This window comes from Petrocella sp., from assembly GCF_059865615.1.
This window is the reverse complement of record NZ_JCBCDA010000111.1, coordinates 12,512-32,114: the sequence shown is the minus strand read 5'-3', so window position 1 is coordinate 32,114 and position 19,603 is coordinate 12,512. Positions and strand designations below refer to the sequence as shown.

18 protein-coding genes are annotated in these 19,603 nt (G+C 39.8%); 3 read left to right on the top strand and 15 right to left on the bottom strand.

The annotated features are described in order from the left end of the window. Window positions 1–17: 17 nt before the first annotated feature. The 13 genes from AC6F8J_RS12740 to AC6F8J_RS12680 form a co-directional block, all read right to left on the bottom strand. Window positions 18–464 (bottom strand): Rrf2 family transcriptional regulator, encoded by a 447-nt coding sequence (locus tag AC6F8J_RS12740; protein WP_500723776.1) that lies wholly within the window; start codon window positions 462–464, stop codon window positions 18–20. Between the two features lie 92 nt (window positions 465–556). Further along, entirely contained in the window at window positions 557–1,036 is a 480-nt protein-coding gene (locus AC6F8J_RS12735) for an L-2-amino-thiazoline-4-carboxylic acid hydrolase (protein ID WP_500723774.1), read from the bottom strand. Window positions 1,037–1,060: 24 nt separating this feature from the next. Then, entirely contained in the window at window positions 1,061–1,822 is a 762-nt protein-coding gene (locus AC6F8J_RS12730; protein WP_500723772.1) for an ATP-binding cassette domain-containing protein, read from the bottom strand. Further along, complete coding sequence (locus tag AC6F8J_RS12725) at window positions 1,819–2,589, bottom strand: ATP-binding cassette domain-containing protein (protein WP_500723770.1); 771 nt, start codon at window positions 2,587–2,589, stop codon at window positions 1,819–1,821. Before AC6F8J_RS12725 ends, AC6F8J_RS12730 begins: the two co-directional genes overlap by 4 nt. Window positions 2,590–2,592: 3 nt before the next feature. Then, window positions 2,593–3,582 carry an ABC transporter permease subunit gene (locus AC6F8J_RS12720; RefSeq protein ID WP_500723768.1) on the bottom strand — a complete coding sequence of 330 codons (990 nt, stop codon included), beginning with the start codon at window positions 3,580–3,582 and terminating at the stop codon, window positions 2,593–2,595. A 2-nt stretch (window positions 3,583–3,584) separates the two neighbouring features. Continuing rightward, entirely contained in the window at window positions 3,585–4,460 is an 876-nt protein-coding gene (locus AC6F8J_RS12715; RefSeq protein ID WP_500723766.1) for an ABC transporter permease subunit, read from the bottom strand. A gap of 27 nt (window positions 4,461–4,487) precedes the next feature. After that, window positions 4,488–5,630 (bottom strand): ABC transporter substrate-binding protein, encoded by a 1,143-nt coding sequence (locus tag AC6F8J_RS12710; RefSeq protein WP_500723764.1) that lies wholly within the window; start codon window positions 5,628–5,630, stop codon window positions 4,488–4,490. 351 nt (window positions 5,631–5,981) lie between these two features. Further along, window positions 5,982–7,400: an amino acid permease gene (locus AC6F8J_RS12705; RefSeq protein ID WP_500723762.1), complete on the bottom strand. Its 1,419-nt coding sequence runs from the start codon at window positions 7,398–7,400 to the stop codon at window positions 5,982–5,984. A 14-nt stretch (window positions 7,401–7,414) separates the two neighbouring features. Further along, window positions 7,415–8,542: an FAD-dependent oxidoreductase gene (locus AC6F8J_RS12700; RefSeq protein WP_500723760.1), complete on the bottom strand. Its 1,128-nt coding sequence runs from the start codon at window positions 8,540–8,542 to the stop codon at window positions 7,415–7,417. A 4-nt stretch (window positions 8,543–8,546) separates the two neighbouring features. Continuing rightward, window positions 8,547–8,873: a (2Fe-2S)-binding protein gene (locus tag AC6F8J_RS12695; protein WP_500723758.1), complete on the bottom strand. Its 327-nt coding sequence runs from the start codon at window positions 8,871–8,873 to the stop codon at window positions 8,547–8,549. Then, complete coding sequence (locus AC6F8J_RS12690; RefSeq protein WP_500723756.1) at window positions 8,873–10,465, bottom strand: FAD-dependent oxidoreductase; 1,593 nt, start codon at window positions 10,463–10,465, stop codon at window positions 8,873–8,875. Before AC6F8J_RS12690 ends, AC6F8J_RS12695 begins: the two co-directional genes overlap by 1 nt. A gap of 104 nt (window positions 10,466–10,569) precedes the next feature. Then, window positions 10,570–10,878, bottom strand: coding sequence for a 2Fe-2S iron-sulfur cluster-binding protein (locus tag AC6F8J_RS12685; protein ID WP_500723754.1), 309 nt, complete (start codon window positions 10,876–10,878; stop codon window positions 10,570–10,572). A 12-nt stretch (window positions 10,879–10,890) separates the two neighbouring features. After that, window positions 10,891–12,027, bottom strand: coding sequence for a tyramine oxidase subunit B (locus AC6F8J_RS12680; RefSeq protein WP_500723752.1), 1,137 nt, complete (start codon window positions 12,025–12,027; stop codon window positions 10,891–10,893). Between the two features lie 272 nt (window positions 12,028–12,299). Between AC6F8J_RS12680 and AC6F8J_RS12675 the strand changes: the two genes are divergently transcribed. Continuing rightward, a complete protein-coding gene (locus AC6F8J_RS12675) occupies window positions 12,300–13,127 on the top strand; it encodes a helix-turn-helix domain-containing protein (RefSeq protein ID WP_500723750.1) in 828 nt (275 codons plus the stop codon). 103 nt (window positions 13,128–13,230) lie between these two features. On the opposite strand, the gene AC6F8J_RS12670 is transcribed toward AC6F8J_RS12675, so the two are convergent. Together AC6F8J_RS12670 and AC6F8J_RS12665 are read right to left on the bottom strand one after the other, a co-directional pair. Beyond that, window positions 13,231–15,909, bottom strand: coding sequence for an EAL domain-containing protein (locus tag AC6F8J_RS12670; RefSeq protein WP_500723748.1), 2,679 nt, complete (start codon window positions 15,907–15,909; stop codon window positions 13,231–13,233). 97 nt (window positions 15,910–16,006) lie between these two features. Then, on the bottom strand, window positions 16,007–16,831 hold the full coding sequence (locus tag AC6F8J_RS12665; RefSeq protein WP_500723746.1) for a nitroreductase family protein: 825 nt from the start codon (window positions 16,829–16,831) through the stop codon (window positions 16,007–16,009). Window positions 16,832–17,111: 280 nt separating this feature from the next. Here AC6F8J_RS12665 and AC6F8J_RS12660 point away from each other — a divergent pair, with 280 nt between their 5' ends. Further along, window positions 17,112–18,020, top strand: a complete 909-nt coding sequence (locus tag AC6F8J_RS12660; RefSeq protein WP_500723744.1) for a substrate-binding domain-containing protein — start codon at window positions 17,112–17,114, stop codon at window positions 18,018–18,020. Then, window positions 18,004–19,506 (top strand): hypothetical protein, encoded by a 1,503-nt coding sequence (locus AC6F8J_RS12655; protein WP_500723742.1) that lies wholly within the window; start codon window positions 18,004–18,006, stop codon window positions 19,504–19,506. Before AC6F8J_RS12660 ends, AC6F8J_RS12655 begins: the two co-directional genes overlap by 17 nt. Window positions 19,507–19,603: the final 97 nt, after the last annotated feature.

Sequence of the window (19,603 nt, the reverse complement as noted above, 5' to 3'; positions counted from 1 at the left end):
GCAACTCCTTTACTTGGCTAAATATAATACATATTTGTATTTTTACTCCGTAAGCTTTCAACTTCGATTTTTAGATCTTCTAAGTTCTTTCCCTTCAAGCACTTCTCTATGGCTTCATCTAAAGGTTCATAGACTTGATGCATGAGTACCACTTCTGTCTCAGGCCCATTAAAGGATGCCGTTTCCTTAGGACCTTCAAAGAGACCTGCTTCTGTCGCTTTCATGATTTCTAGTAGGGTTATCTCTTTCGGTTTCTTGGATAAATAGTACCCACCATGGGAACCTTTTATGGCGTTGACTAAGGCCTGTTTTTTTAGTAATGTAAAAACCTGCTCCAGATAGATCTTAGAAATATCAAGGCGCTCTGATAGGGTGACAAGTGATAGGGTTTGTTGGTCTTTATAATGGATTGCCATCTCAATCATGGCGACAATAGCGTACCGTCCTTTTGCTGAAATCTTCAAAATAACCTCCTATACATATAGACTTAGTATGATTATAATATAGCCCAATCAAAAGCGCTTGTCAAAATTTAATCCGGGCAATCATAGAAGTCTTACTTTTTTCGAACGTGTAATTTACAAGCGTCACATCCCTTAGCTATGGTATCGCCTAACTCAAATTCAAATTGATCATAGGTACTTATAATACCTCGGTCACCTTCCATGGCTATGTCACAATATATATCAATGTCTTCTTCCGAGATGCCCAATTTTTTCCAGGCTTCTACCAACGGACAGTAATGGAAGGTGACCTCTAAGTGATCCTCGGTCACCTCTGTTTCCATTTCAAATATTTTTTTGACATCGTTTGTTAAGAAAGCATCTGCAAACACCTTCAGGTCATCCGTATCCGGTAATTTGTGGTTGCCATGAAATGAGCCACATCTGAATACGGCATTTCTTGCAAACTCAGTATCTAATCCCATTTTTTTTGCTTCGTCCACCATAAGGGCAAACCATGTTGCTCTGTGTTCAATCGCTGATCGTAGCCCTTCTATGTGTTCGCCTTGATCTTTTTTATTATTACTTATCATGTTTTTCCTCCTAAAATTGTTTGTTTACAGGCTAGAGGCCTGAAAGGATTGAATGACTTCTTGTGATGTATTGTCTAAGACTTCTCCTAGATAAGCTTTTTTAACACCTTCATGATGACGTAAGTCCTTTGAAGCGCCACTTAAGGTAATCTCACCGTTTTCAAGTACATAGGTTCGATCTGAAATGCTTAAAGCTACGTTGGCATTTTGTTCAATTAATAATATACTTATACCTTCTTTATTTATGGTCTGAATCATTTCGAAGATTGTCTTGACCAACTTAGGTGCCAAACCTAAAGAGGGCTCGTCCAGTAGTAGTAGCTTGGGTTGACTCATAAGGGCTCTGCCAATCGCCAACATCTGTTGCTCCCCACCGGATAAGGTGCCTGCTTGTTGATGTTTTCTTTCCGATAGTCTTGGAAATAAGTCGTATATTTTATGCATTGTATTGTTTACCACTTGACGATTGTTTATGATGTAGGCACCTATTCTTATGTTCTCTTCAACGCTTAGTCTTGGAAAGATGCCTCGCCCTTCCACAACCATACTGATACCTTTTTTTACGAGTTGATGGGGACGGTTCTTGGTGATCTTCTCTCCTTTAAAAAAAATGTCACCCTTTCTTCCCGGATGGATGCCTGCGATGGATCCGAGTAGTGTACTTTTTCCTGCACCATTGGCACCAATCAAACTAATGATCTCTCCTTCATTCATGACCAAATCAACACCTCTTAGAGCATGGATATGACCGTAACTGGTGTATAGGTCTTTGACTTCTAAAATCATAAATGCACCTCACTATCACCGAGATAAGCCATGGCGACGGCTTCATTGCTCTGTATCTCATGGGGTCTGCCTTCTGCTATCTTTTTGCCATAATCCATGACATAGATATAGTCAGAGACGTTCATGACCACGCGCATATCATGTTCTATCAGCAAAATGGTATAGCCAAGCTTTTTTAGATTGGATATAAAAAATCTCAGATCTTCCGACTCTTGATGGTTCATACCTGCTGCCGGCTCATCTAGTAAAAGTAGCTTGGCACCTGTCGCCATCGCCCGTGCTATTTCCAACTTACGTTGTTCTCCGTAGGATAGATGATCTGCATAATCTGACAGACGTTCCTCTAAGCCTAAGGCAGTAAGGAGCTTGGCGCCTTCTTGCTTCTTTTTGTTCTCAACTTCATAAAAGCGTTTGGTTCTAAAGAGTCCGTCAAAAAAACTGTAATTCGTGTTGATATGGGCTCCGACCAAAACATTTTCAATGACTCGCATATCTGAAAAAAGCCGGATATTTTGAAAAGTTCTTGCTATGCCTTTTGAGACAATTCTTCTGGCATGTAAACCGTCAATGGCTTCCTCATTCATATAGATCCTGCCCTGGTCTACCTTATATATACCGGTTAGAATGTTAAACAAGGTTGTTTTTCCTGCACCGTTTGGACCGATGATACTCACCACTTGGCCCTCATTTATATAAAAGTTAAAATCATTGACTGCTGTTAAACCGCCAAAACTTAGACTTATATTTTCTGCTCTTAACAAGTTCATCCTCTATTCCTCCACTTCAACCATCCGATAAGGCTTTTTTATTTCACTTGGTATAGGATATTGTTTCCTAGATCTCCAACCCAAAATACCCTGAGGTCTAAAATGCATCATAATTATAAGTACAAAGCCATATACGACAAAACGCCATGACATTAAGGGTCTTGCAATCTCAGGGAAAATTATTAGAAGCGCCGCGCCCAAATACATGCCCCTAATGGTTCCCATGCCACCTAGAATCACCATACATAAGATTAGAATGGATAAATCAAAACCAAAGGAATTATGATCGATATAAGAAGATAAGGTTGCGTAAAAACCGCCTGCCAAACCGGTAATACTTGCTGATAAAACAAATGCCAAGATCTTATACCTGTCAATATGAATACCCATCATGGTTGTTGCCAGCTCATCTGACTTAATCGCTCTTAATGTTCGACCGATCTTGGAATTGATGATGGTATAACAGCCTAAAGTAACTAGCCCTAAAATAAATAACATCAAATAGTAAATACCATGGTTGGCCAAGTTCAAGACGTAACCTAAGATGCTCGGTTTTGGTATTTGACTCATGCCTAGGGTTCCATTTGTAACCGAGTCCCAATTCATGATGACCACTTGTACAATCATGGCAAAACCTAAAGTCACGATGGACAAATAGCTACCTGATAAACGAATGGTTGGAAGCCCTAGGATCAACCCCATGACACCGGACAATATGCTTCCGATAATAACTGCCACAAGGAAACTAACAGAATGTTGTATCATAAAGTAGGCTGTTCCATAAGCGCCTATAGCAAAAAATCCGGCATGACCAAGAGATACCAAGCCTGTATATCCCACCAATATGTTCAGGCCAAGGGCTAAAATGGTATAGATGCCCATGAGTATAACAATACGCATAACATACTGGGAAAAGCCAAGTAGAGGCAACCCTAATAGTAATAAAATCATAGATGCTATTAATACTTTGTCTACTGCAAATTTTTCAGACATGTTTACACCTTATTTAAGCCTTTCTTACCAAATAATCCCATAGGCCTTAGTATCAAGACCAAGATTAAAACGATAAATGCTACAGAGTCTCTATACTCTGCCCCAAACCAAGTTGCTGCAAGTGCTTCCGTCAGCCCTATCAATAAACCACCTACAATCGATCCGTAAAAAACACCAATACCACCTAGTACCGCTGCTGAGAAAGCTTTTAACCCAATCATCATGCCCATGGTTGGATACACAATTTCATAATGACTTCCGATTAAGACACTGGCTATAGCAGCCGTGAGCCCACCTAAGAAAAATGTAAATGAAATGATAAAACTTGTGGGTATCCCCATTAAAGCGGCATTGGTTTCATGTTGTTCTACAGCCCGCATGGCCAATCCAATTTTTGTATACTTGACTAGGACGGTTAGGGATATAAAAAGCACTACAGATACGACCAGCATCAAGATCTGTATGTTGGTGATTTGAGCTTCTCCTATCATGATACTTCTAGATTCAATAAGCTTTGGAAAGGACTTACGTCCGCTTCCAAAGCCAACTACCAAGAGATTCTGAATAATATATGAAACACCTATGGTGGTTATGAGTGCTGAAATATTCGGTGACTTTTTCTTTCTTAGAGGATGAAGGGCGATCTTGTCAATGAGAACCCCTAGTAGGCCGGATAAGAGTATACCGAAAGCCACAGCCGGTAATAGCCCAAAGTTCATACCAATAAAGAAAATAACCATATGGGCTCCAAATGCATAAACAGCGCCATGAGAAAAATTCACTAACCTTAGAATACCAAATACCAAGGTGTAGCCTACTGCAATCAAAGCATAGGCCATACCAAGAGCCATACCGTTAAGCAACTGTTGTAGCATCATCCCTATGACCTCCTTTCAAAACCGTGGTTAATCTTCATAAGGTACAAAGTTACCGTCTCTTACGATTAGCTTTGTATAATTCTTAGTTGCATCACCTTTTTCATCAAACTTAGTTTCTCCCGTTATACCCGGATAAGTAATGTTGTTTAATGTAGCTCTTAGAGATGGTCGATCTAAGTTACCACTCACTTTGATGGCCTCTAAAAGAATACCTATTGAGTCATAAGCTTGTGCCGCTAAGGCTGAAGGTTCACTACCAAAACTGTCCACATAAGCATCTACGAATCTTTTTATTGCCGGATCTTCCGAATCACTGTAAAAACTTACCGGGAATATAATACCTTCTGTTGCTTCCCCACCCAGTTCGATGAGCTGCTGTGCATAGGCATTAGATAATCCAAGTATTTGTATATCCGGATCTGCCGCTTTGTATTGTCTTGCTAATGGGGCTAATAAGGCGTACATACCGACACTGATAACCGCTTCTGCACCGGCATCTTTAAGCTTTGCTATGACAAGGCTATAATCATCGGATCCTTCCACCACTTCTTCATGTCCAACCAAAGTCAGTGCTTCATTGTTGCCTATCATATCCGCAGCTATTGTACCGGCTGTTGTTCCCCAGTCCGTCTTAATGGCTACAATACCAACTTTTGATAGTTTTAGATCTTCTGTTAGCAAGGATTCAATAACTTCAAACTCATTGCTGATGACGGCGTTGTTTCTAAATATATAGTCACCGATAGATGAATAATCTGGGTGAGATGCGGTATTGGATATTTCTATAACTTGATTTTCTTCATAAATTGGGGCTGCAACCATGCTTACACCGGATGAGAAATGCCCAAGTACGCCAACAATCTCCGGTGTGCTTACTATTTTTTGTGCTATGGTTGCTGCTTCTTCACTGGAATTCTTATCATCATAGGAAAGCAATTCTATCTCTCTACCTAAGACGCCGCCCTTTGCGTTCCATTCATCAACTTTGATCTGAGCTGCGAGTAGAAAACTTTGGCCATATTCTGCTTGATCACCGGTCATAGGAAATGCCACGGCTATTTTGATCGGGCTGTCTTGATCTTTATCTGCCTTTGCTGTACAGCTTGATAACAAGGCTAAAACCATGGATGCTACTAGAATGAGACTCAATACACTTCTTAACTTTTTCATAAGATACCTCTATCTTTCTTTGATTCTATCTTGGTTGTTTGCTTGTGACTGTTCTTGATTCTTATTCTTCTCATGTGATGTATCTCCTTTTCTATATAACATATAATATATATATGTTATATATGTTTTATCTTGTATAGAATTATATAGGCTTAAGGACTCAATGTCAAGATAAAAAAAAAGAACCCATCAAAGGGAGTTCAACTTAGGGATTTACAAAAACAAGTAATTTTTTGACCGACTCTCTTCAAGCGAGAGCCAAAGAAAAGACCACACCAAGGGATTAAACCTTTAGTGTGGTTTTTATCATATTAAAATTAACTAGTATCTGTTGATTAGCATGTACCCTCATTAAATGGACTTTACTACTTGTGCTTGCACCTCTATAGCAGCTTCTAACTGGGCATCTATTTCGCCGTCTTCTCGAATAACCGCTTCAACGGAAATAGTTTCAAAAAGCCCTTTTTTCATAACAAATTTTACCCAGATAAAGCTAAATAGTATTAGGCCAGCACCAAAGATGGTCGCCATAGTGTAGATTTCAGTTCTTAACTCTGGGATATCAATAATATTAAACATCATATAAAGCATCCCCAAAATACCAATGATTTGTGGCAAACCAAACAACCTTACAGCAAAGCTTCTTTTAATATCGGGTCTTTTGAATCGAAGGACTAACACATTGATATGGGCGATGATGTAAGAGAACATCCAGAACATAGCCCCTGCTAGAATGAAGCGTGTTAAGTCTTGGGCAGTGGTAATACCTGTTGAAACGGTAATGGCAATCATCCCCACAATAAGCGATAGACTTAAGTGTGGCACACCATATTTGTTGGTTTCAGAAAATACTTTTGGAAACATCCCGCCTTTTGATAGACCATGAAGCATCCGAGATACACCTGCAAATACCGTGTTTAGTGTACTAATGACAGCACCAATACTAATGACAGACATCCACAGACTACCTGTTGGTCCTAAAAGATTGGTAGCAAAATCCATATGGGGTTGATTGGAAGTTTGTAACACTTCATAAGGCACATAGTTGGATATCGCAAATACCATAATGGATTGGATAATTAAAAGCATCAACAAACCAATAATCATACCCAGTGGAATATCCCGTTTCGCATTTTTCAAGTCTTTTGTTAAGGGTGTTACAAATTCAATACCGATAAATAACCAAAAGGCTAAGGCTGACATGGATATGATGGAAAGTCCCATAGGGTTAAAGGTGGTATCGATTTGTTGAACCACTTCCCCACCACCAACAGTAAACGCACCTGTTAAGGCTAAAATGAGTAATGAACCAATCATAAAAATCGTGACCACAAGCTGGGTCCTTGCAAAAGATTTGATACCAAAATAATTTACCATAAAAAGGGCCGCTATAATGATTAAGCTAATGAGTGTCGGAGAAACCCCTGGTAAAAAGGCTGAATTAACTATAATACCAATTACCGCCGCTTCAGAACTACCAGCAAAAATATTACAGATAAAATACCCCCCAAGCACAGCAATCATAGATGGGAAGGGACCTATAGCCGCCAAGGTATACTGGCCTAAGCCACCCGTAATCGGCATCATGCCATTAAGCTCTGCAAATGAAAACGCTACTAAAATATTCAAAAAACATGCCACTGCCATGGCAATGATAAACCCTTTACCTGCAAAGCCAACGCCTTGAGATAACATAATCAAACAACTGGTTGCTACAATCAAACCGATGCCTGTTGCAATGACACTAGGTAATCCAATTTTTTTATCCATTTCTTTATCCTCCATTATAGTTTTGTTTTAAATCGATCATAACGAAATGCATCCATATTTAAGGTTGGTTCTAGGTCCATAGCCATTTCAGAAAGTAGCATGCCGACAGTTGGGGCAATGCCAAACCCATGACCAGAAAAACCACATGCTAAGATTAATCCTGGTGCTTCTTCCACATGACTGATCACCGGGATGTGATCGGCACAATCATCAATATACCCACTCCATGTGCGAATGATTTTTAGTTCCCCTAAATTGGGAAAGTATTTCATAATCCCTCTGCAGATACAGGATGCTGTTGTACTAACTGTTGGCTGCTTCTCATCTTCAATGGCATAGGCATCTAGACCTGAGGTACCACCAAATACAAAGGAACCATGGGTACTTTGATGCCCATAAAAGTCGGCCTCAGCTGTGCCTAACATTTGATAAAACATTTCTGGTTGTTCCTCTGTCACAAGGACTTCCAGCAGCACGGGGTTCATGGGAATGTCCACACCAATGGTTTGAGCCAGTTTACGACTGGCATAGCCTGCCGCTAAAATAATTTTATTTGCTGTATAGGTTGTATTATTTTCTGTGATGACTTTATTGGCTTCGCCTTTTACTTTTCTAATCTCTTTAACGGCTTCTCCTGTAATAAACCGAGCCCCTAAGGCCCTTGCTTTTTTATAATAGGCTAGTGTGACCAACAATGGGTTGGCATGGCCATCCGTTGGACACCAACTAGCGCCCCCAATCTCGTCTGAAAGATACGGGTTGATGGCTCTTGCTTCCTTAGGGGTAATCATCTGAACCTCAAGACCTTGTGCCTGAGCACGCTTGGTTAAACCTTGAAGGATTTTTAAATCACGCTCTGTTTTACCTAAACGCAAATTCCCTTCTTGGTAATACTCGACTTCTACACCCAAATCCTTAGATACCTTTGGCCACAAGTGTTTTACACCATACATAGCTAGGGGAAGTTCTGCTGGATGTCTGCCCGATTGCCTAACGCCGCCGCCATTTCTTGTAGATCCCCCATTGCCAATATGATCCCCTTTTTCAAGGACAATAACCGAATAGCCTTTTTTTGAAAGGTTGTAAGCTGTCGCATTTCCGATGACACCACTACCAATAATAATCACATTTGCGTCCTTCATCCGATCACACCCCTTTCTTGTCATTAGCTAAAACTTGCATTTTAATCGGTCTCATTGGAGCTCTGCCTACCGCTGTTTCCAGACTATTTGGGGCAATATCCAGCTCTCTTGCAATCACATTTTTCACTAACTTACCACAGGTTTGTCCTTGGCACAGACCCATACCGGTTCTCAAATATTTGCGCACTTCTTGTAGTGTAAACATGCCATCATGGACAGCTCTACGAATTTCTCCTTTTGTCACTTCCTCACAGCGGCAAATCACCATGGCATCATCGGGCTGTTCCATAAAAACACCAATATCTCTTGAACGGTCATTGATTTTTCCCATTAGACAGTGACCTCCTTCATTTGCTTAAAAAATCTGGCTTGCATACCCATATCCCTAGGCACTTTTATGGTGAGTAAATGGGTGTGGTCATAGGCTTTCATGGATTTGATGTCAACCACTTCTGCTGCACAAAGCTCAGTACCACTGCGACTAAGGGCTACGCCCTGATCCCCTTCTTCAGGTAAAGGCAGAAATTCATACGGTAGGGTGACATGACTAAACCCTGGTTCTTTGTCCTCATCTATGAGAAAAATGGCTTGACCTGAACACGCCGCTACACACATGCCACATCCGATACAAGGTTTCGTTTCATCATAGATGGGTAGATCTGTAATAGAGTCCCCTACAACAATGCAATTTTTAGGGCAAGCGTCTTGACAGGGGTTACATGGAATGTTTTGCGTACATTCAATGACCGGATGAATGCCTGATACTGCTTTTATCCCTGGATAATGAGCCATCTCCTCATCGATCATGTAACCTTTTTCAAGGAGACTCATGGAAACGCTGTAACCTTCATCTGTTTCTTCAATCAGCTGGCCTTTCTTGCCTGGTGCAAACATGCCTTGCCTTAAACGCTCTAGTGATGCTTCTTGCTTAGCCACTTCTTTTTCTAGGTCATTTTCTTCTAGATACCCTAAATAACAGGCGGCGGCAAGACCAGCAATACGCCCTTCAATCATAGCTGAGCTTGCTTCTTCAATTCCAGACACATCTCCTGCAACATAAATGCCAGGCACACTGGTTTCACCGTAATTATTACATCGGGGCACTGTGCCCCCTTTAGCCGTATTTTCTTCCATGTCACAACCTGCCATTTTTAACAACTGAGACACGGGGGATAAACCAACAGCTAAACAGATGGTATCGACTTCAAAGTTTTTCTCACTGCCTGGAATAATTCGCCAATGGTCATCCACTGCCCCTATGGCAACATCCGTTAGACATGTGCCGCCTTTGGCTTCAATAATGGTGTGCTTCATATAAAAAGGGACACCCATTCTGGCTATCTTCGCAGCATGGACCCCATAGCCACCAATTCTTGGTGCTGCGTCCACAATGGCTACCAGGTCACAGCCTGCTTGTAACAACTGATACCCTACAACTAAGCCCACGTTACCACTACCCAACATTAAGATTCTCTTGCCAGGCCTAACGCTGTGTAAATTCATCATGGTTTGCGCAGCACCAGCACCAATCACCCCAGGTAATGTCCAACCTTTAAAATTAATCATATTTTCAGAGGCCCCGGTAGCCACAATAATGGCATCGGCTTTATAACGCACTAGGGTGTCTTTGATATGAATGGTCACTTCTTTAAAGGGATACATCCCTACCACAATCGCTTTTAAAACCACTTCCACACCTATTTCCCTGGCTTGTTTTAAAAGTGCTTCACCGATGTTATAGCCTCTAATTTTGGCTTGATGCTCTTTAGAGCCAAAAAATTTATGAATTTGTTTAAAAAGCTGACCGCCTGGTTTTTCATTTTCATCAAACACAGCCACTTGTAAGCCGTTTTTTGCTGCTTGAATGGCTGCAGAAAGACCTGCTGGACCAGCACCAATCACAATCAAATCATAACGTTTCATTTTTTAGCCACCTTCCTATAGTGTCAAGCCTAAAACCATTGATTTTTAGGCTTTGGTTTAAATAGTTACCTCGCTAACCAGAGCTTTCTATTGGTACCTGAATTCTATAGCCCCTTAACAGAAGCACCGTATTGGGTCTCAATCACCATACCCCCTACTAAAGGTGTCACACAAGTGCGTACATTGGCTGTACCATCCACAACCATCACACAATCGGTACATCTGCCAATGGCACAAAAAACCCCTCGAGGCGAAGCTTTTTTTGTATGGCGATGTACCATGACACCGGCCGCTTTTAAAGCAGCCGATATGGGTTCTCCTAAAAAACCTTCCATGGTCTTTCCATCTAGGGTAAAGACCACTTTCTCACCTTTAACCATTTCTCCTAGAATTGGATGTTTTTCGATGCGCATAAGCAACCTCCTTTAAGCAAGATGGGGTGTTTCCCATAGATTAATGCTATGTCCGACACCTTTTTTAATGGCATTTCTATAAACAATAGTGCCCCATGCAACGTCTTCAATGGGCATACCACCAACTGAGAAAATAACAATTTCGTCTTCCTTTCGGTGTACAGGGACGGTTCCCATTAAAACATCGCCTAAATCATCTACGCGATCTTTTGTTAGCTTACCCTCTGTGATTAAATCCATACAATGTACTGCAGGTATGGGGATAATGGCATAAGCAGGATAAGGCATTTCTTCTGCCCATGCTTCATATAAATGAACGTTATCGGCTACATGTCTAGCCCGATGGATCATAAAGTCTTCATCAAATCTTGCTGATGCGGGACAACAGATGACCGTACCTGGTTGAATCCATTCTTCTTTTACATATGGGTATAGATTCACATCACCAGTAGGTGTTGATGTTGCAATGATGACCACATCTGAATCCCTAACAGCGGCTTCAATGGTGTCCACAATTTCAATATTTTTTATGGTTGGAAATTCTTCTTGAACGAATTTAATGAAGTTATCTAAGGAGTTTTGACTTCTGCCATTTATTTTTACGGTTTCAACACCTTTTCTAACGGCTAAAGTTGCCGCAAAGGCTGTTTTGCTCATAACCCCAGGACCCACAACCCCTACCACTTTCACATCTTCTTTTGCAAAATACTTCACACCAACACCTGGTACAGCACCGGTTCGATAGGCACTTAAAACATTAGCTGACATATGGGCTAAGGGTGCCCCCGTGTCTTTGTCATTGAGGGTTAACATCAGAATAGATCGTGGTAGCCCCTTCTTTTTGTTATCCACGTTAGAGCCATACCATTTCATACCCACCATATCAAACTCACCGCCTAGATAGGCTGGCATGGCCATAAACCTTCTATCCGGGCCATTCACAGGCATATTTGGAAATTCAGATGTGTCGGGAAACATCATCATCACACCATGAGAATTGCCATTAGCTCCCCCCATGCGATAGTCCCCAGTTTTTAACAACTTAAACATGGACTCCATCGCTTCCACACAACCTGGCATATCGGTCACACCCGCTTCAATCATATCCTGCTCACTTAAGTACAAAAAATCAACTTTTGTATCCACCATCACCATACCTACCTTTCTTCGTTAAAATGTTTCTACGCAAAAAGGCGCTACAACGTTTGTTCGTCGTAGCGCCTTTGCTATCGTTTGGGTCACCTTTGATAGTGACTATTATAGGCAATAAGGCAATCTAAGTCTTGTAAAAATCGGAAATGTTTAATTGTTCACTTGCACTTATGTATAAAAGGTGTATAATAAATCCCATGTAGACAACGAAGTCTGATGCCTTAATTGGCCTCGGACTTTTTTATTTTCACTAAAGCGAGGTGTTTATAATGACAGGTTCCTTAATCCAACCCTATTTTGTAATGTCTAATACAAAATACTACAAATCTGTGATTAGCCAGATGGGTATCTCTCATTTTTATACTTTTAATAAGCATACGTTTAGTCCCTGTGATATGATCGCTGTGCCAGACGGCTGTATCGATATTCTTTTTAATTGTAATAAAAAAAGACCTACTGCAGATGTCTGTGGATCCGTTTTACGATCCCATAGAGTCTTAGTCGAGAAAGAAACCCCCTATTTTGGTGTGCGTTTCTATCCAGGACAGGGCTATCCTTTTAAGAATATTGCTTTAAAAGAAATCATGAACCACCAAATTCCACTTAATGATATTATTAATGCCCGTGACCTAATGGAGCAAATCATCTCTACCCGTGATTTTAGTCAGCAAGTGCAGGTTTTTATGGACCACTACACCAAAACCCTTCAAAAATCGAATGCCCTCTATGAACCAAACCCATTAAAAACTTATCTAACCAGCAGAATCATGAGCACTGGAGGCCAAATTAAAATTATGGATTTGGCCCATGAAGTCCATTACTCCGAAAGATACCTGCATATGAAGTTCATAGAATACTTTGGTTTAAGTCCAAAAGTATTCTGTAAAATCATTCGATTCCAACACATTTTAAACCATCTTAATGCCACCACATTAGATTTAAAGCAAGATCCTTTATTAAACCTAGTATGGGATACCGGTTATTATGACCAATCCCATATGATTAAAGATTTTAGACAGTTGTCCCAAAGCTCGCCAACACACTATCTGGAGCTGGTCAAAAAGTCCGATTACAAGAACAGGATTATTATCGTATAATAGGCTCACACCTTTCCTGATCTATGATTGTCGCACCCTCTAATCGGTTCTTTTTTTGGCTTATTCCTGTCTTTTTTAGTTTTTTCATTCTTATTTTAGCTCTCTATACTTCGTATTTTTTATCAAACTCCTGCTCTAGCTCTTCTACTTCCATAGGCTTACTAAAATAATAACCTTGGATGGCATCGCATTTGCCATATTTAAGTCGCTTAACCTGTTTGTGCTCTTCAATGCCTTCTGCAATGACAAGTAGGTTTAAACTATGGGCTAGAGCGATTAGGCTATCCATAACTGATATGTTATCCATCTCTAAAAACTCCATGCTGAGTGAACGGTCAAGTTTTATGGTATCAATCGGTAAAAATGTCAGATAACTTAATGAGGAGTAACCCGTTCCAAAATCGTCAATGGCAATCTTAATACCATGAGACCGAAGCTCTTTTAGAAAAACTATGGTGGACTCTTTGTTTTCAAGGAAAATATTTTCTGTGATTTCTATGATTATATAACTGGGGCTAACGGCGTTCTCCCTAAGTAGGTTCATCAAATACGCTTTATAGCCATAATCATACATCTGTACAACCGAATAATTAATGGCCACTGGCTTAATGACATACCCCTTTTCCATCCACCTTCTAATCTGTTCTACAACCAACTTTGTTACAATACGTCCTATGGCTATGATCATACCGTTATCTTCGGCTATTGGAATAAACTCACCAGGTGACAATTTATTGTTTTTCAATCTAAGGAGTGCTTCAAAGCCGGCCACTTTACCTGTGGAAAGCTCCACTTGAGGTTGATAGACCATCTTAAAACCATCTGAATCAATAGCTTCTCTTAGAATGGCTTCCGTTTTGGATTTGTTGATTTGATGCTCTGCCATCTCTACACTAAAAAAGGCATAATTATTTTTGCCACTGTTTTTAATGGTGTACAAGGCAAGGTCTGCGTTCATTATAAGCTGATTAATATCATCACTGTCACTTGGAAATAATGATATACCCATGCTAAACTCTATGTTCACTTCATTATTTTCTATATAGAGCTTTCTATTGAACAATTCGTTGAGATGATGAATGAATTCTAACAGTTCGTTTTCACCATTGGTCCACATATATAGTAATAAAAACTCATCTCCACCGAATCTGGAAACAAATACCCGATCACTTGCCAATGCCTCAAGTTCTCTGGATATAAACATCAAGACTTGATCTCCAAATAGATGACCTAGAGTATCATTGATGCCTTTAAAATTATCTAGGTCAAGTAGCATGACAGCGCCCTTTTCATCGGCTTTTAGTACTTGGTTTAACTTTTTGTAGAAGCTACGACGGTTTGGTAATTCTGTTAAGGGATCATGATCAGCTAAAAAGTGAATGTAAGCCTTTTGAGATTCTATCTCCTCAACTTGTGCTGTCAATTCCTCTTCCGAGGCCGTTAAAAGCTCATTTTTATTGGTTATCTCTAACTGAGATGACATGATTTGATCGATATAGCTATAGACCTTGTCCAGTAAGTTATTGATTGATTTTGTAATACCAATGAATGGGTTATCCTCAGATAAACTTAGACTGTATCTGGATTTGTCCCCAATGGCTATGTTCTTGATCTCTTCATCCATGTCATATATGTTGTTTGAGAGTTCAATAAAATTCGTTTGCATGTCATGAAGGGCAGATGTAATTGCGCCCACCTCATCTTTTTTGTGACTTATCGATATGAGATCCTTATCTTCTTCATAGGCGTCAAACTTAAAGCTTGCCATTTTGTTAATGACTCCTGCAATCTTAAGAATCGGTCTTGTTATATAGCTGGATATGAGGGAAACAAATAGTAACATAATCAATAGTGTGATAAAGTAAATTAGAATTAATGCGTCTGTAAGTACCTTGGATTGGGCAATGACCTCCTTCCTATCGATTATGGCAATGTATTTCCATCCACTATATGGGGATATATGCACATTAAAAACTTTATCTTCTCCATTAATCTGACCTTCATAAGAATAACCGTCATACCTATCGATGTTAGAAAAAACATCTAGTTCAAGTTCTTCAATAGAGGCCAATATCCATTCTTCATGTTTGGGGCTATTGATAAACTTGTTACTGGGACTTAGGACCTTAACATAGCCGGTTTCACCATAGCTTAAGTTATTTATTCGTGTCACCAAATCATCTAATCGAATGACCAAGCTTAAAACACCTATATCGGTATAACCGAACTTCACATTTTGGGCAATACTAATAACCAGTTCATTCGTAACACTGGTCCGATAGGGCTCGGATACAATCACGCCTTCTGTTCCTATAGCATTCATATACCATGGCCTAAGTCTGGGATCATACGGTGCATTAGGTTTGAACTCAGGGTATTCTACATAGCCACCATACTCTGTACCAAAGGCAATCAAGCCCAAAATATCATGAGATTGTTTCATGTTTTTAAATAGGGCCAATACTTCTCTTTCCTCAATGGATAAACGGCGTCTAAATGTTTCCGCCTCATAATCCACATAGCTGTTAAGTTGTCCGTCTTCATGAAGGATACGTTCATCTTTTGCCATCATGGAGACCAGATTCTCTGTTTGAATTAAAATGGTCTCGTCTACAAAGTCTGCTGTTTGTCCTAGTAGTGTATTGGTGCTTTCTATGTTTTTATTATAGAGCCATGTTTCTGCCTGGTTTTTGATATAAAGGCCACCAAAAAAATAGGGTATCAGACAACCCAGAAAGATGCTTAGGATGAGTTTGTTTTGTATGGACAGTTTCTTAACCATATAGCCACCTTATTATTCTAGCCCATTTTGTGTTGCATTCAGGACATTTCGCTGTCTTTTATGTTACTATATATTCTTTGGATTTGCAATTTTTTTCTTATTTTTCCGATATGCATCCTGAACCTACGCTGATGACATACTCCCAATTTTCCTTCTCCATAATTGATTTTTCTGTTTTTTCAAAATAGTTCTTTTTCCCCGTTGCCAGTTCGTAGTGACACAAGGCGATGCCCATGTCAATCATTTGAATGTCATAACCCAGTTGATTACCATATTTTGGCGTCCTATGTAGATAAAAATGGGCATTTCTTACTGAATCTATAACGATACGCCAAGGTTGCTGGTTTGAAGCACTTGGTGCGATGCGGACATATGTTAGTTGTTTTCTAAGTTTGGTATCTTCTATAAGCGACTTTTCTTGATCATAAAATAATGAATCAAAGTCTTTTCGACTGTCTGAATGGGCCATTTTTCTAAAAAAACGGTCCGTCAATGTTTTTTTGCCAGCACTATAGCCTATAGGTGATATAATCGGTATGAACGTATCCGGTGTCAGTGTCTTAACTTGGTTAATCTTGTTACGGTTAAAGGTACCGCCAAGCCAACAAGTCGCTATGCCCATGGACTCAAGGTAGAGCACAAGTTTCTCAAATACATAGCCACAGTCTAGCATGGCTTTTTCATTGTTTTTGCATGCGGTAATTAAGTATGCCGGCGCTTTTTTTATAACACCATAGCTACCAATCTTTTCACTCTTTTGCCCAACTGCTTTCTGGTAATGAATGGTTATGACATTGCCATTTATCCCTATTCTATTTTTATCATCTTCTAGGTAGGCTATCAATTTCTTTTCATGGTCCTCTGACAAAGGTTTGCCATTATAAGATCGTTCTGATTTTCTATTCATCATTGCTTTTTTCATAGTTTCTCCTCTATAGGTCTTGATAAAGTATTTTTATTATGGTGAATGGGTCAAAACTAACTTTTACTAAATTGACCTTCATTATACAATTTGAAACTTTGCTTGTCTAGGTGATTCACCTCATGTAAAACTTTTGACACACTTATTTAACTTTACAAGCTATCTTCACTTTAGTAAGCTTAAAAGGAAACATTAATATCTAATTTACTTAGTTAAGTTGAGTAAAGTATAGAACGATATCATTTTTCTACTACACAGATAATAAGGGAGAGATTAAATTATGTACAGTTGTAAACGGTATTTTGGTCACGTTGTTTTTGTTATATTATTAACATTGTCTTTGGGTTTCCTATCTGCTTGCACCGCTTCAAACTCCAAGGATAGCCAAGCACCCTCTTTTGATCCGGAAACCTACCCTCGTGTAGATGGTTCCACTGTTACCATACCTTTGTCCGAGGCTCTAGCCGGAAGACTTATGGGTATGACCCTTGACGAAGTTCGACCCTATATTCTACATAATAAAACCCATCAGGCTTATGTGAATCTTATTGATCAGAAAACCGATTTGATTTTTGTAACAAGCCCTTCTAAAGAGGCGCTTGATTTGGCTGCTTCAATGGATGTGACCTTAGAAGTTATTCCTATTGTAAGCGAAGCTTTTGTTTTTCTGGCTCATGTGGACAACCCTGTTGATTCCCTAACATACGAGGAAATTCGTTCCATCTACGCCGGCGAAATTACAAACTGGTCTCAGGTAGGTGGTGCTAATCTACCAATAGTAGCTTACCAACGTCCCCTCAACTCAGGTAGTCAGACCGGTTTTCTTGAATTGGTTATGAAGGATAAATTACCAATGGAACCGCCTTCTGAACAGATCATTGCAGGTATGAGTGGCCTTATTGATGCTGTCGCTGCTTATGAAAGTGCACCAGATGCCCTCGGCTATTCTTACTTTTACTTTGTCGTGGATATGTGGGGGAATGATGATGTCCGTTTGCTTAAAGTGGATGGTGTTTATCCTAGCCCTGAGACCATCGCTTCCAAAGAATACCCCGTTGGGACTGCCTACTATGCTGTCATTCGTTCTGATGAAGCTGAAGATAGTCCTGCAAGACAAGTTATAGAGTGGCTTCTAAGTGATGAAGGCCAACTTCTGGCAAAGGAGACTGGCTATGTTCCCTTGCAATAACTTTCCTGTTAAATATCTAATACTTGGCCTCCTACTATTACTCACCTTCATCATAAGCGGTTGCACGCAAGATACAGAGCCCAGTAGTGATGTAATCGTGGAACCAAATGAAATAAAGCCAATTGTTGACCAAGAAGAAGCAGCTGTAGAAACGCTACGATCACCTTTGGGTCCGATTATAAACACTCCTTGTGATGTTTATTTTGTTACCGATAATCCACTTGAGTTCAATTATATTGAAGAAAAAACATTTGATCGATTCTACAAAAGTTATTTTCAGATCTTGGGACTTAAGGATCAAATTGTTGAAGATAAGATTAATACAGCCATCTATGACTTGTATCATTCTTATTTACCCTATATTGAAGAAGGTTTATTGCCGCCTTTTAGAGGTTATGCTACCAATCCCAGTGCTCAAGGAGAACTTCAGTCTTATTATCTGGAGGTATTGCATCAATATAACAGCAACCATGTACTTTCTGTTCTTCTTAGACTTTCCGCTGAGTACAAGGGAGAACTTGGTACGGATCCAGCTTATTATAGTCTATATGACACTTTGAATTTTGATTTGAATACCGGAGAAGAACTCCTTTTAATGGATGTTTTTACCAATGATACAGATGGTCTTGCAATCCTAAACGACGCTGCACTCAATGAAGTTAGGAGGCAACAACTGCTGGCTGATGCTGAAGATTTCTACGGATCTGGTTTACAATTGATCGCACCCTTCAAAGGTTTTTTACCGACACAAAAGTTCTATTTGGCTTATGATAGCCTTAACCTTATTCTAGATCATGAGACACCGGCCTTTAATATCGGTTTCAACCCTCATACCTTTTCAATTCCTCTAGGCAGTAGTCTTGGTAACATTGCCATCAACAAAAGGTTCTATCATGATGAGGATCTTTTTGTCGAAGATGATGGGGTCAAGCGATTTATAACCAGTTATGATGACAATCAAGCCGACTACCAAACAAAAAATTATATAGAGGACGGCATACAATTCTATATTGAATATACTTATCCTACAGGTGCAACCGATGAAGTGAAGTCCGTTATGGATGCTGCTTTTGATGAACACAAGGCTATGGTTCTAAATCACCACAAGGACCAACCCTTAGAACAGGCTAACTTATATTCTTACCTGCTTAAGGTCGGTCCTTATACCAATGTTAACTATTATGTTTATTTTTACGGTCCGGGAATTGATGGTTCTCTATCTTTCTATGATGTTCTAAATGCATCCGGTCAAATTATGACGCTGTCTGATATGTTTGATGACGGCTATGACTACAAATCCGTCATCAATAAACACATCGGTAAAGAACTAAATTATGACGACCCAACCTTGGCGTTTGGTATCAGCGAAACATATCTACAGATTACCATTCAAGCCCATAATTCTAAGAACAATAACTATTACTCTGACTACTACGAAGTGCCTTATAATGTGTTTGGTTTTGAGGATGGGCTTAAGATTTTTTGATTTTTTTACTTACAAGAAGTTCTATATAACCATAGTTTTATGACTATAAAAAGCATCGAACCCTTTACTAGTTTGACTAAGGGCTCGATGCTTTTAT

Excerpts from the sequence above, each read along its gene's own strand:
- AC6F8J_RS12735 (WP_500723774.1), bottom strand. The coding sequence starts at position 1,036 with ATGATAAGTAATAATAAAAAAGATCAAGGCGAACACATAGAAGGGCTA.
- AC6F8J_RS12730 (WP_500723772.1), bottom strand. The coding sequence starts at position 1,822 with ATGATTTTAGAAGTCAAAGACCTATACACCAGTTACGGTCATATCCAT.
- AC6F8J_RS12725 (WP_500723770.1), bottom strand. The coding sequence starts at position 2,589 with ATGAACTTGTTAAGAGCAGAAAATATAAGTCTAAGTTTTGGCGGTTTA.
- AC6F8J_RS12720 (WP_500723768.1), bottom strand. The coding sequence starts at position 3,582 with ATGTCTGAAAAATTTGCAGTAGACAAAGTATTAATAGCATCTATGATT.
- AC6F8J_RS12715 (WP_500723766.1), bottom strand. The coding sequence starts at position 4,460 with ATGATGCTACAACAGTTGCTTAACGGTATGGCTCTTGGTATGGCCTAT.
- AC6F8J_RS12710 (WP_500723764.1), bottom strand. The coding sequence starts at position 5,630 with ATGAAAAAGTTAAGAAGTGTATTGAGTCTCATTCTAGTAGCATCCATG.
- AC6F8J_RS12705 (WP_500723762.1), bottom strand. The coding sequence starts at position 7,400 with ATGGATAAAAAAATTGGATTACCTAGTGTCATTGCAACAGGCATCGGT.
- AC6F8J_RS12700 (WP_500723760.1), bottom strand. The coding sequence starts at position 8,542 with ATGAAGGACGCAAATGTGATTATTATTGGTAGTGGTGTCATCGGAAAT.
- AC6F8J_RS12695 (WP_500723758.1), bottom strand. The coding sequence starts at position 8,873 with ATGGGAAAAATCAATGACCGTTCAAGAGATATTGGTGTTTTTATGGAA.
- AC6F8J_RS12690 (WP_500723756.1), bottom strand. The coding sequence starts at position 10,465 with ATGAAACGTTATGATTTGATTGTGATTGGTGCTGGTCCAGCAGGTCTT.
- AC6F8J_RS12685 (WP_500723754.1), bottom strand. The coding sequence starts at position 10,878 with ATGCGCATCGAAAAACATCCAATTCTAGGAGAAATGGTTAAAGGTGAG.
- AC6F8J_RS12680 (WP_500723752.1), bottom strand. The coding sequence starts at position 12,027 with ATGGTGGATACAAAAGTTGATTTTTTGTACTTAAGTGAGCAGGATATG.
- AC6F8J_RS12675 (WP_500723750.1), top strand. The coding sequence starts at position 12,300 with ATGACAGGTTCCTTAATCCAACCCTATTTTGTAATGTCTAATACAAAA.
- AC6F8J_RS12670 (WP_500723748.1), bottom strand. The coding sequence starts at position 15,909 with ATGGTTAAGAAACTGTCCATACAAAACAAACTCATCCTAAGCATCTTT.
- AC6F8J_RS12665 (WP_500723746.1), bottom strand. The coding sequence starts at position 16,831 with ATGAAAAAAGCAATGATGAATAGAAAATCAGAACGATCTTATAATGGC.
- AC6F8J_RS12660 (WP_500723744.1), top strand. The coding sequence starts at position 17,112 with ATGTACAGTTGTAAACGGTATTTTGGTCACGTTGTTTTTGTTATATTA.
- AC6F8J_RS12655 (WP_500723742.1), top strand. The coding sequence starts at position 18,004 with ATGTTCCCTTGCAATAACTTTCCTGTTAAATATCTAATACTTGGCCTC.